The 12895-nt window shown below is 65.9% G+C and carries 10 protein-coding genes; 1 reads left to right on the top strand and 9 read right to left on the bottom strand.

The features are described from left to right. The 6 genes from QM612_RS06065 to xerD all read right to left on the bottom strand — a co-directional run. Positions 1–285, bottom strand: a 285-nt coding sequence (locus QM612_RS06065) for a type II secretion system protein GspG (RefSeq protein ID WP_415253005.1), incomplete at its 3' end; no start/stop codon positions are given. A gap of 167 nt (positions 286–452) precedes the next feature. Next, the gene (xpsF, locus tag QM612_RS06070; protein ID WP_415253006.1) at positions 453–1670 is read right to left on the bottom strand and encodes a type II secretion system protein XpsF; all 1218 of its coding nucleotides are present in this window, start codon (positions 1668–1670) and stop codon (positions 453–455) included. Positions 1671–1674: 4 nt separating this feature from the next. Further along, positions 1675–3390, bottom strand: a complete 1716-nt coding sequence (gene gspE / locus QM612_RS06075; RefSeq protein WP_415253007.1) for a type II secretion system ATPase GspE — start codon at positions 3388–3390, stop codon at positions 1675–1677. A 51-nt stretch (positions 3391–3441) separates the two neighbouring features. Further along, positions 3442–7329, bottom strand: coding sequence for a phosphoribosylformylglycinamidine synthase (purL, locus tag QM612_RS06080; protein ID WP_415253008.1), 3888 nt, complete (start codon positions 7327–7329; stop codon positions 3442–3444). Positions 7330–7399: 70 nt separating this feature from the next. Next, positions 7400–8218: a DsbC family protein gene (locus QM612_RS06085; protein WP_415253009.1), complete on the bottom strand. Its 819-nt coding sequence runs from the start codon at positions 8216–8218 to the stop codon at positions 7400–7402. Between the two features lie 68 nt (positions 8219–8286). After that, positions 8287–9252 carry a site-specific tyrosine recombinase XerD gene (gene xerD / locus QM612_RS06090; protein ID WP_415253010.1) on the bottom strand — a complete coding sequence of 322 codons (966 nt, stop codon included), beginning with the start codon at positions 9250–9252 and terminating at the stop codon, positions 8287–8289. Between the two features lie 43 nt (positions 9253–9295). Here xerD and QM612_RS06095 point away from each other — a divergent pair, with 43 nt between their 5' ends. Next, positions 9296–9805: an RDD family protein gene (locus QM612_RS06095; RefSeq protein WP_415253011.1), complete on the top strand. Its 510-nt coding sequence runs from the start codon at positions 9296–9298 to the stop codon at positions 9803–9805. An 8-nt stretch (positions 9806–9813) separates the two neighbouring features. Here QM612_RS06095 and QM612_RS06100 read toward each other — a convergent pair whose 3' ends face one another. The 3 genes from QM612_RS06100 to QM612_RS06110 all read right to left on the bottom strand — a co-directional run. Beyond that, positions 9814–10332: a hypothetical protein gene (locus tag QM612_RS06100; RefSeq protein ID WP_415253012.1), complete on the bottom strand. Its 519-nt coding sequence runs from the start codon at positions 10330–10332 to the stop codon at positions 9814–9816. Between the two features lie 125 nt (positions 10333–10457). Continuing rightward, positions 10458–12443 carry a transketolase gene (gene tkt, locus QM612_RS06105; RefSeq protein WP_415253013.1) on the bottom strand — a complete coding sequence of 662 codons (1986 nt, stop codon included), beginning with the start codon at positions 12441–12443 and terminating at the stop codon, positions 10458–10460. Positions 12444–12596: 153 nt separating this feature from the next. Continuing rightward, the coding region (locus tag QM612_RS06110) for a hypothetical protein (RefSeq protein WP_415253014.1) at positions 12597–12895 on the bottom strand (299 nt) is incomplete at its 5' end.

The raw sequence follows: 12895 nt of genomic DNA on the forward strand, positions 1-12895 counted from the left end.
ATACGGCCCCAGCCAGCCGGCGGCATCGCCCGGCTTGTTCACCAGCGCGTCCAGCGTGGCCGGCATCGACCCCGTATCCATGCGGTACTGCTGCACCTTCTCGGCCAGGGTCTGCACTTGCGCCTTGGCGAGGTTGACCTTGGCGCGATCACCGCCGCCGAGGATGCGCGAAGCGGCGAAGGCAACGATGCCGCCGATCAGCACCACCACCACGATGATCTCGATCAGGGAGAAGCCGCGCTGCGCGGCCTTCGACACGATCCGGGGGAATTGACGATTGCGCATGTAAACCTCTGTTTGTCGAATCCGATTCGTTGTTGCTTTTGCCGTCATTCCGGCGAAAGCCGGTATCTTTTCGCAGACCTTGTGTCTGCGTATCCAGCCTCTTGGAGAATGAGCGAAAAGCTGGATCCCGGCTTTCGCCGGAATGACGGAGTGGCGATTGTGCTGCATCACCCCACAACATTCGTCAAATCATAGATCGGCGACAGCACCGCCAGGATCACCAGCCCGACCACGACCGCCAGCACCAGCGTGACAGCCGGCACCAGCGCGGCCAGCAGGCGGTCCATCGCCACCGAGGTTTCCTGATCGAAGGTATCGGCGGTCTTCAGCAGCATTGCGTCCAGCGCGCCGGATTCCTCGCCGACCTGAATCATCTGCAATGCAAGGCGCGGAAAGCGCTTGCCCTTGCCCAGCGCGGCGGACAGGCCAATGCCGTTCTTGACCTCCTCGGCAGCGGCATCCACATCGGCAGCCAGCACGCGGTTGTCCAGCACGTTGCGGGCGATGCCCAGCGCGGGCAGCAACGGCACACCGTTGCGCAGCAGCGTACCCAGCGTGCGCGCCAGCCGCGCGGTGTCCAGCTTGGCAACCAGCGTGCCGGCCAGCTTGCGTTGCAGCAGCCAGGCGTCGAAGCGGCGCATGAATGCAGGATCGCGGCGCTTGCGGTCCACCCACAGCAGCAGCAACAGCGGCACCGCGAGAATCACGATCCACCAGTCGCGCACCAGCACGCCCGCGCCCAGCACCAGCTTCGAGAACCACGGCAAATCGGCTTCAAGACTGTCGTACATCGCTGCGAATTGCGGCACCACGTAACCCAGCAGGAACAGCAGGCTCAGGCCCACCATCAGCAGCAGGATCGCCGGATACACCAGCGCGTTGATGACCCGTGCGCGCAATGCGCGCGAACGTTCCAGATAGTCGGCCAGACGTTGCAGGGTTTCGTGCAGGTTGCCGCCGGCTTCGCCCGCCCGCACCATGTTCACGAACAGGCGACTGAAAGTACCGTGCTGCCGATCCAGCGCGGCGGACAGCGACGCGCCACCGCGCACCGCTTCGCGGATGTCCTCGATGGTGCGACGTGCGGCTTCGTCCTCCGGCAGTTCCAGCAGGATGCCCAGCGCGCGATCCAGCGGCTGCCCCGCGCCCAGCAGCGTTGCCAGTTGCTGGGTGAACTGCACCAGCCGCTGGCCGGCGAATGGGCTGGGCTTGAACAGCAGCTTCCACGCCGAATCACCGCTGGCATCGCTGGCAAGCTTCGCCTCCACCGGCAGATGGCCCTGCTCCTGCAGGCGCGATGCAACTTCGGCATCGCTGGCGGCTTCCATCTGGCCGTTCAGCAATTCACCGCGCGCATTCAGTGCCTTGTAGCGGTAGAGCGCCATCGGCTCAGGCATCCTCCGTCACGCGCAGCACTTCCTCGATGGTCGTCTCGCCGCGCAGGGCCTTGGCGATGCCGACTTCGTACATGGTCGCCATGCCCGCCTGCCGCGCGAGCCGTTCGATCTCGTCCATGCCGGCGTGCCGCATCACCGCGCGGCGGACGTCATCGTCCATCACCAGCAGTTCCATGATGGTGGTGCGGCCCAGATAGCCGGTGGGCGACAGCGGCGAGGGCTTCGGGCGATACAGGAAGATGTCGCCTTGCGGCTGGTAGCGGCGCAGGCTGAACTTCTCGATTTCCTCAGGCGATGCCGGGTACTTCTCCGCATGCACCGGCTCCAGCCGGCGCACCAGCCGCTGCGCGAGGATGCCGTTGACGGTGGAGGTCAGCAGGTAATCCTCCACGCCCATGTCCAGCAGGCGGGTGATGCCGCCCGCGGCGTTGTTGGTGTGCAGCGTGGACAGCACCAGATGGCCGGTCAGCGCGGACTGGATGGCGATGCGCGCGGTTTCAAGATCGCGCATTTCGCCGATCATGATGATGTCCGGATCCTGGCGCACGATGCTGCGCAGCGCGTTGGCGAAATCCAGCCCGATCTGCGGCTTGGCCTGGATCTGGTTGATGCCTTCGATCTGGTATTCGATCGGATCTTCGACGGTGATGATCTTGACGTCGGGCGTGTTGAGTTTGCTGAGCGCGGTGTACAGCGTGGTGGTCTTGCCGGAGCCGGTGGGGCCGGTCACCAGCAGGATGCCGTGCGGCTGCTCCAGCACTTTCTGGAAGCGCGGCATGAACTGCTGGCCGAAGCCCAGCCGCCCGAAATCCAGCACCACGGTTTCGCGGTCCAGCAGGCGCATCACCACCGATTCACCATGCGCGGTGGGCACGGTGCTGACGCGCAGGTCGAGTTCCTTGCCCTGCACGCGCATCACGATGCGCCCGTCCTGCGGCAGCCGCCGTTCCGCGATGTTGAGCCGGGCCATGATCTTGATGCGGCTGATGATCGCGGCGGTCAGGTTCTGCGGCGGGCTTTCGCCTTCCTCCAGCACGCCATCGATGCGGTAGCGCACCTTCAGCCGGTTCTCGAACGGTTCGATGTGGATGTCCGAGGCCCGCAGTTCCACCGCGCGCTGGATGATGAGGTTCACCAGCCGGATCACCGGCGCTTCGGATGCCAAGTCACGCAGGTGTTCGACATCGTCGAAGCCTTCCTCGCCCTCGGCGTTCTCCACGATGCTGTCCATCGCGCTGCGGCCCTGCCCGTGCCAGCGCTCGATGAGTTCGTCGATCTCGCTGCGCAGCGCCACCGAAGCGCGCACCTCGCGCCCGGTTGCAAGCCGAATCGCATCGCGCGCGTAGCCGTCCTGCGGGTCGGCCAGCAGCACGTCCACATGGGTGCTGTCCGCAGCCACCGGGACGACGTGGAACTGCTTCATGAACTTCACACCCAGGGCCACGTCTTCCGGCGGCAGTTCCGGCACGTCCTTCGCGCTGCGCAGCGGCAGGCCCAGCTCGGCCACGCAGGCTTCGGCGTGGTCGCGTTCGGACACCAATCCCAACCGGCCCAGCAGCACCAGCAGGCCACCGCCGTCCTGCTCCTGCAGGCGGCGCGCACGCGCGAGGTCGGCGTCCTTCAGCCTGCCGTTGCGCAACAGCGCGGCGGCGATGCGCTCGTCGGCATCTTCCGGCACGGCCAAGGGCTGACTGGCGACTGCATTCACGCGGCGGCTCTCCAACGATCCGCCGCCGACTTTAACAGCCCCGCATGCCGATCAGTTCAACCACGCCCGCGCATTGCGGAACATCCGCAGCCACGGCGAATCCTCCGGCCAGTCGGCGGGTGCCCAACTGAAATTGGCATGGCGCAAGGTGCGCTCCGGATGCGGCATCAGGATGGTGGCGCGGCCGTCGCGGCTGGTCACACCGGCAATGCCATCGGGTGAACCGTTCGGATTGGCCGGGTAGCTGCCTGCGATGCCGCCATCACCGGTGACGTAGCGCAGGGCCACGTTGACTGCTGCCTGATCCACGGCATCGGCGAACACCGCGCGGCCTTCGCCATGTGCCACCGCCACCGGGATGCGCGAACCGGCCATGTCGCGCAGGAACAGTGACGGCGATTCACCTACTTCCAGCAGCGCCACGCGCGCTTCGTACTGCTCGCTGGCATTGCGCTGGAAGGTCGGCCAGTGTTCCGCGCCGGGAATGATGTCGCGCAACTGCGCCATCATCTGGCAGCCGTTGCAGATGCCCAGCGAGATGCTGCGCTCGCGGGCGAAGAAGGCGGCAAACATTTCGCGCAGCGCCGGGCGTTCAAGAACGCTGGTCGCCCAGCCGCGCCCCGCGCCCAGCACGTCGCCGTAACTGAAGCCGCCACAGGCGACGAAGCCGTGGAAATCCCTGAGGTCAAAGCGCCCGGCAACCAGATCGCTCATGTGTACGTCGAAGACGTCGAAGCCGGCGCGATCGAAGGCGAATGCGGTTTCCATCTGGCTGTTGACGCCCTGCTCGCGCAGGATCGCGACCTTGGGCCGCGCACCGGTGGCGATGTAGGGCGCGACGATGTCTTCGGCGGCGTCGAAGGTCAGCTTCGGCTGCATCGGCGGGGCATCGAAACGGCGCGCGGCGTCGCGTTCGGCATCGGCGCATTCGGGATTGTCGCGCAGGCGCTGCATGGCATGGGTCACCGACCACCACGCATCGAACAGTTCTTCCCAGCGCCACTGCGCAAGCACGTCGTCGCCATCGGCGATGCGCACCACCGGCGCGGTGGTCGGCACCGCGATGCGCTGCGCGCATTCGATCAGGCCGTGTTGCGCCACCAGGTCGGCGAACGCGGCGCGTTCTTCGACGGGCACCTGCACCACTGCGCCCAGTTCCTCGTTGAACAGCACGCGCAGTGGATCGCCGGTGCGGCCATCGCCCCAGCCATCGAGGCGAATGTCGAGGCCAAGATGCGAGGCGAACGCCATTTCGCACAGCGCGGCAAACACGCCGCCATCGGAGCGGTCGTGATAGGCCAGCAACAGCCCGTCCTCGCGCGCATCGCGGATCAGTTCAAACAACCCGCGCAGGCGCTGCGGATCATCAAGGTCAGGCGCGTCGCCACCGAATGCCGGCAGCGCCGCATTGTTGTTCGCTTCCGGATGGCACTGCGCCAGCACCGAACCGCCCATGCGCTGGCGACCGCCGCCCAGACCGATCAGCCACAGCTCCGATTCCACGTCGCGTCGCAACAGCGGCGTGAGCTGGCCGCGTACATCGACCACCGGCGCGAATGCGGAGACGACCAGCGACACCGGCGAAACGGATTTGCGCGCTTCGCCATCGGCCTGCCACTGCGCCTGCATCGACAGCGAATCCTTGCCGACCGGGATGCCGAGTTCCAGTTCCGGGCACAGTTCCATGCCCACCGCCTTGACCGCATCGAACAGGCGCGCGTCCTCGCCGGCATGGCCGGCAGCGGCCATCCAGTTGGCCGACAGCTTGATCCGGTTGAGTGCTTCCACCGGCGCGGCAATCAGGTTGGTGATCGCCTCGCCCACTGCCATGCGCGCGGAAGCGGCGGCGTCCAGCAATGCCAGCGGCGTGCGTTCGCCCACCGCCATCGCCTCGCCGGCATGGCCGTCGAAACCGCTCAAGGTAATCGCGCAATCAGCCACCGGCACCTGCCACGGGCCGACCATCTGGTCACGCGCGGTCAAGCCGCCGACAGTGCGGTCGCCAATGGTGATGAGGAAGGATTTTGCAGCGACTGACGGATGCGCCAGCACGCGCAGGCCGGCTTCGCGCAGATTGATCGCGTCGGTGTCGGCCTCCGGCCAGCACGGCGGCGCGGGATGCGCGGTGTCGCGATGCATCTTCGGTGGCTTGCCGAACAGCACGTCCATCGGCAGGTCGATGGCGGGCGCTTCGCCGGCATAGCCGACCACCAGCCGTTCTTCCTTGGTTGCGGTGCCGACCACCGCGAACACGCAGCGCTCGCGTTCGCACAGCGCGGCGAACTCGGCCACCCGCGACTGCGGGATGCCCAGCACATAGCGTTCCTGCGATTCGTTGCACCACAGTTGCATCGGCGAGAGTGACGGGTCGTCCTTCGGCACCTTGCCGAGGTCGATCACGCCACCAACGCCGGAGTCGTGCAGCAGTTCCGGAATCGCGTTCGACAGACCACCCGCGCCGACATCGTGGATGCTCAGGATCGGATTGTCCGCGCCCAGCGCCACGCAGCGGTCGATGACTTCCTGCGCGCGCCGCTCCATCTCCGGGTTGTCGCGTTGCACGCTGGCGAAGTCCAAATCCTCGGCCACATCGCCCGAGGCCACCGAGCTTGCCGCACCACCGCCAAGGCCAATCAGCATTGCCGGGCCGCCAAGCACGATCACCGCATCGCCATCGGACAGGCGCAGCTTTTCCACCTGCCCGCGATCCATCGCGCCGATACCGCCGGCCAGCATGATCGGCTTGTCGTAGGCGCGCACCAGTCCGTCGGCTTCGTGCAATTCAAAGCTGCGGAAGTAGCCGGTCAGGTTGGGCCTGCCGAATTCGTTGTTGAACGCCGCCGCACCCAGCGGGCCGTCGAGCATGATCTCGAAGGCGGAGGCCATGCGCGGATTGAGCGCGCGCTGCCCTTCCCACGGCTGCGGCAAGGTGGGAATGCGCAGATGCGATACCGAGAAACCACACAAGCCGGCCTTGGGCCGACCGCCGCGCCCGGTGGCACCTTCGTCACGGATTTCGCCGCCGGCACCGGTGGACGCACCGGGAAACGGCGCGATGGCGGTCGGGTGGTTATGGGTTTCCACCTTGATGCAGAAGGCGCTGTCACTTGCCGGTTCGCTGCGGTACTGCTGGGTGGCCGGGTCGGGCCGCCAGCGTGCAGTTGCATACCCTTCCACCACCGCCGCGTTGTCGTTGTAGGCCGACAGCACATGCTCCGGCGTCTGCGCCTGCGTGTTCTTGATCATCTTGAACAGCGACAGCGGTTGCTCGCGTCCGTCGATGGTCCAGCTGGCATTGAAGATCTTGTGCCGGCAGTGTTCGGAATTGGCCTGCGCGAACATCATCAGCTCGACGTCGTGCGGATCGCGCCCGAGCTCGCCATAGCGTTCACGCAGGTAGTCGATTTCGTCCTGCGCCAGTGCAAGCCCAAGGCGCTTGTTGGCGGCTTCCAGCTGCGCCAGCGGGATCACTTCCACCGCGCCTGCCGGCTGTGCCGCGAACAGCGCCGCGCCTTCCTCGCGCGTGGCCAGCAGCGACTGGGTCATCGGGTCATGCAGCAGCTTTGCCAACGCGGACTGGGTGGCAGCATCAGCGGGCCAGCCGATCAGGTCGATGCGCATGCCGCGCTCGACCCGCTTCACCGGCAGGCCGGCACCGCGCACCAGTTCGGTGGCCTTGCTGGCCCAGGGCGACAGCGTGCCAAGGCGCGGCACCACGAAGCGGCTGACCGCGCCGGCTTCGGCATCGGCAACGCCTTCGTTCGCCTGCAGGATGCGGCGCAGCGTGGCGAGGTCGGGCGTGGCACCCGCTTCGGGATCGATCCAGTAACCGTGCCACGCGCCTGCGATGCGCAGGCCGGGGGCGAGGGTGGCAAGACGGGCTTGCAGGCGGTCGCGGCGGAATGGCGACAGGGCGGGCGCGCCCTCGAGGACGATCATGTCCGGCAGACGGTGGCAATGGGCCTGCCATTGTAGCCGAGCCGCCCGCAAGCGGCCCGGCGCAGGTGAATCAACTGCCGCTTGCAGGCTTGGCTGCGCGCGCTTCCAGAAGCTGCTGCAACTGCACCGGCGTCAGGTAACCACCCAGCAGGCTGCCATCCTCGGCCAGCAGCATCGGCGTGCCGGTCAGGCCCATGCGCACACCTGCGCGGTACTGCATGTCCACCGGGCTGCGGGCGCAGGTGCGAGTGGGCACCCGGCGACCGGACTTGGCATCGGTCAGCGCCTTGTTGCGGTTTTCCGCACACCAGACCGAAACCATCGCATGGTAGTCCGGGCTGCCGATGCCGTTGCGCGGGAAGGCCATGTATTCAACCTGGATGCCGCGCCCGGTGTACTGCGCGATGTCTTCGTGGAACTTGCGGCAAAAGCCGCATTCGATGTCGGTCAGCACGATCACCTTGTACTTAGGCGTGCCCGGCGTCTTGAACACGATGCGATCCTCCACCGGTATGCCCGCAAGCACCTGCTTGCGCACCTTCGCCATCGCGTCCTCGGCCAGATCGCGGCGACCCACGAGATCCAGCAGCCCGCCCTTGAACAGGTACTTGCCGTCATCGCTGACATAGACCACCTGACCGGTGACCACCGCCTCGCGGAAGCCGGGGATCGGCGCCGGGCCGATGCTTTCGATTTCGATGCGTGGATTCAGTGCCAGCAGCCCCGCCTGCGCACGCGCCTCAGGCGTGCCTGCAGCGAAGTTCAGCTTGGCCTTGGGCGATGCCGGTGCGACCGCCGGTTTGGGTTCGTTGGCGGGCGGCGCGCTGGCCGGCTGCGCACAGGCGGACAGGCTGATGCCGCACAACGCGGCAAGGATGAAACGCTTCATCGTGGCTCCGAACCGGCGGCAGGCCCGCCAAAACGCGCATTCTCGCACGCGCCGGCAGACGCCGCCGTTCAGCCGCGCGGGTGATGGCGGGCGTGCAGCGCCTTCAGGTGTTCACGCGCCACCAGCGTGTAGATCTGGGTGGTCGAAAGCGAACTGTGGCCCAGCAGCATCTGCAGCGCGCGCAGGTCGGCACCGTGATTCAAGAGATGGGTGGCAAAGCTGTGGCGCAGGCCGTGTGGACTGATCCGCGCAGGGTCGATGCCGGCCACCGCCGCGTAGCGCTTCACCAGCAGCCAGAACGTCTGCCGGGTGGGCGCACCGCCGCCGGCTTCGACAAACAGCGCGGCCACGCCGGATGGGTCGCGCACACCGACCAGCAGCGCCGGACGCGCCTGCTGCATGTAACGCTCCAGCCAGTGCCGGGATTCCTCGCCCAGCGGCACCAGCCGCTCGCGGCTACCCTTGCCCAGCACGCGCAGCACGCCCTGGCGCAGGTTGATGGCGGTCGCCGGCAGGCTCACCAGCTCGCTGACGCGCAGGCCGCAGGCGTACATCAATTCCAACATCGCACGGTCGCGCAGGCCGATAGGTGTTTCGATGTCGGGCGCTTGCAGCAATGCGTCCACCTGGCTTTCGGACAACGCCTTCGGCAACAACCGTGGCAGCCGTGGCGGTTGCAGCAATGCCACCGGGTCATCCTCGCGCAGGCGCAGCCGCAAAACATGCGCATAGAAGGCACGCAGGCAGGACAGCAGGCGTGCGCCGCTGCGCGGGGTGTAGCCCAACTCGGCGCGGGCTTGCAGGTAGGCGAACAGGTCTTCACGCGCCGCGTGCGCCAGCGTCACCACTGGCAAGCGCGACTGCAGCCAGCGCGCGAAGACCTGCAGATCGGCGCGATATGCGGCCAACGTGGCCGGCGCGTGGCCGTGCTCGGCCCAGGCGGCATCGAGGAAGCGCTCGATCGCCGCGTCATCGGCATCCGCCAGCGGCGGCAATGCATTCGCGGCTTTGCGGCGGTCGGCGGCAGTCGGCATCCGGCTAGCCTAACCAGTCACGCGCCGCCTGTATCCTGTTGCGATGAGCGAAGACACAACCACCACGCCTGCACCCGCAGCACCACGCGCACTGGTCGGCTGGCGTCTGCTGGCGATGCTGTACGACCTGATGCCGGTGGTGGCGCTGTGGATGCTGATCTCCACTGCCTTCACCTTCGGCTATACCTATCTGGGCCACCACCCGACAAGCGAAAACATCGCGCCGTTCAGTCCACTGCAATGGCTGCTGTGGCTGTGCTGCTGGTGCGCAACCGGCCTGTACGCCGTGCTCAGCTGGCGACGCGGCGGGCAAACCCTTGGCATGCGCCCGTGGCGATTGAAGACAACCGACATGCAGGGCGGCCCGCCCTCCGTGCGCGCCCTGTGGCTGCGTTACGCCATGGGCACGCTGTCATTGCTGGCCGGCGGGCTGGGCTTCTGGTGGGCATGGATCGACCGCGAGAAGCGCACATGGCATGACCGCGCCAGCGGCACGCGCCTGCAGCGCATGCCGCGTGTGGGAAAGTCGATCAAGCCTGCGCCGCAGGCTTGAGCTGACGCTCACTTCACTCGCTTGCCTGCCTGAACCGATTTTTTCCCATTCGACATAAGGAACCGAAACCTGTAGGCAAGCCTGACAGCCGTCGGCGTCAATCTTGCATCCGGCCCGTCACATTCACTTTCATCGACTTCGAATGTGCAGATTGTGCCGGCGAAGTAACTCCAGCGCGAGAGCGCGGATTGCACCTCCGGGTAGAGCGCGCGGCCCGGAATCGAATCCTCAGGCTCACACCCCCACTCATCGGTGATCTGATGAATGTTCACCACTTCGCCTTCCGCAGACACCACGAAGCCTGCGCAAACCGTCACGTCCGCGTCGTTGTCTGGATAATCGGCAGGGAACACAGGAGCAGGGCTCTCGATCTCGTTCGGCATGAAGAAAACCTGCGTTTTCTCAAGCTGCATTCTGCTTGCGCTTTCGGGCAGGATGATGCTCGCGTCCACGCGCGCCAATTTGCTTCCCGTCTTGCAGCTGGAAAGTGCTAACAAAATAGCGATACATACCACTATTCGCTTCATGTTCGATCCCGCGAAAAATGGAAGGTGGAAGCCGCAGGAGAAACCTCCTGCGGCTTGTAGATCATCTCTACTTCTGCGACGAAGAAGGTTTGTCCTTCACACAGACCCCGGCATGTACCAATCGCTTACAACGCCTTCGCCACCGCGACCACGTTCTCCACGGTGAAGCCGAAGTGCGGGAACAGCTTGTCTGCCGGCGCGCTGGCGCCGAAGCTGTCGATGCCGACCACCGCGCCGTCCAGACCCACGTACTTGCGCCAGAAATCGCTGACGCCGGCTTCGATGGCGACGCGCTTGCGGCAGGCCTTCGGCAGCACGGCTTCGCGATACGCCGCATCCTGCCGGTCAAACACGTCACTGCACGGCATCGATACCACGCGCACTGCATCGCCAAGTTGCGCTGCCGCCTGCATCGCAAGGCCGACTTCGCTGCCGGTGGCGATCAGGATCACTTCGGGCGCGCCCGCGCTGTCCTTCAGCACGTAACCGCCGCGATTGATGTTCGCCACTTGCTGCGCATCACGCGACTGGTGCGGCAGGTTCTGGCGGCTGAATATCAGGCAACTCGGGCCATCCGCGCGTTCGATGGCGAACTTCCACGCCACCGCCGATTCCACTGCATCACACGGACGCCACACATCGTTGTTCGGGATGTAGCGCAGCGAGGCCAGATGCTCGATGGGCTGATGGGTCGGGCCGTCTTCGCCCAGGCCAATCGAGTCGTGGGTATAGACGTGGATCGCACGCACATCCATCAGCGCGCTCATGCGTACGGCGTTGCGCGCGTAGTCGCTGAACACGAGGAAGGTGGCGTCATACGGAATGAAGCCGCCGTGCAGCGCCAGCCCGTTGCCAATCGCGGTCATGCCGAACTCGCGCACGCCGGAATAGATGTAGTTGGCGTCCGGATCCTTGCCGGCCACCGACTTGCTGCCCTTCCACAGGGTCAGGTTGGAATGTGCAAGGTCGGCGGAGCCGCCCACCAGTTCTGGCAGCAGCGGCGCGTATGCTTCGATGGCGTTCTGCGAGGCCTTGCGGCTGGCGATGGTCGCGCCCTCGGCCTGCACCTTGTCCACGAACGCCTGCGCATCGGCGGCGAAGGTTGCCGGCAGCGCGCCCGACAGGCGTCGCTCGAACTCGGCGGCGGCGTCCGGATATGCGGCCTTGTATGCAGCAAAGCGCGTGTTCCATTCGGCCTCGGCAACGGCGCGGTCACGCGCACGCCAGCCGGCATAGATGTCGTCCGGAATAGCAAACGCATCGTGCGCCCAGCCCAGCGCTTCGCGGGTCAACGCGATCTCGTCCTTGCCCAGTGGCGCGCCGTGGCTGGATTCCTTGCCGGCCTTGTTCGGCGAACCAAAGCCAATCGTGGTGCGGCAGCAGATCAGCGTGGGCTTGTCGGTGGACTTCAGCGCCGTCTCGATGGCGGTCTTGATCTCCACCGCGTCATGCCCATCGACACCGCGCACCACGTTCCAGCCATAGGCCTCGAAGCGCTTGGGTGTGTCGTCGGTGAACCAGCCATCGGTATTGCCGTCGATGCTGATGTGGTTGTCGTCCCAGAACGCAACCAGCTTGTGCAGGCCCCAGGTGCCGGCGAGCGAGGCGACTTCATGGCTGATGCCTTCCATCAGGCAGCCATCGCCAAGGAACACCCAGGTACGGTGATCGACGATGTCGTGGCCGTCACGATTGAAACGCTGCGCCAGCAACTTCTCCGCCAGCGCGAAACCGACCGCATTCGCCAGCCCCTGCCCCAGCGGGCCGGTGGTGGTTTCCACGCCCGGCGTCATGAAGTTCTCGGGATGGCCCGGCGTCTTCGATTCCAGTTGGCGGAACTGCTTCAGATCGTCGATGGACAGGTCATAGCCGCTCAGGTGCAGCAGCGCGTACTGCAGCATTGAACCGTGGCCGTTGGAGAGGATGAAGCGGTCACGATCCGCCCAGCCCGGATTGGCCGGGTTGCAGCGCAGGTAGTCGTTCCACAGCACCTCGGCGATGTCCGCCATGCCCATCGGCATGCCCGGATGCCCGGAATTGGCGGCCTGCACGGCGTCGATGGCGAGGAAACGGATGGCGTTGGCAAGTTCGCGGCGGGTGGGCGTGGTCATGGCATCGGCGTGGCGGGCGGAACCGCCATTGTCCCATCCCGGGCGGGGTGGTGTCGCGGCGGCGGCAATCAGCCGCTGTGCTGGGTCCAGAAATCAGCAGGCGTGACGATGGGATAGCGATCTGCCAACGCCAGCGCCCTCCTGCTACCGCCTTCACGCTGGATCTATGCCCCGTTTGCGCCCTGCCGCCACTGCTACATCAATCTCCACCAGCCCTTGCCCTGTCGGTATGTCCGAATAGGCTTGCGCCAAGCGCGTGCCGAAGGCATCGAAGCAGTCGCGCATGCGGCAGAGTAGTTCGGCATCTGTCAATTCCGTCACCAGCTTAAGGAAGGTCTGAACAACTCCTATCAATCCTGCCACAATTGATCCGGCTCCAGTGAGGCGATCATGATGCAACTCACCTTCGGCGATGCGGAATCCATTGGCAAGCGCAAGCAGACGCGGCGCGA

The organism is Thermomonas sp. (assembly GCF_047606765.1).
Lineage (GTDB): Bacteria > Pseudomonadota > Gammaproteobacteria > Xanthomonadales > Xanthomonadaceae > Thermomonas.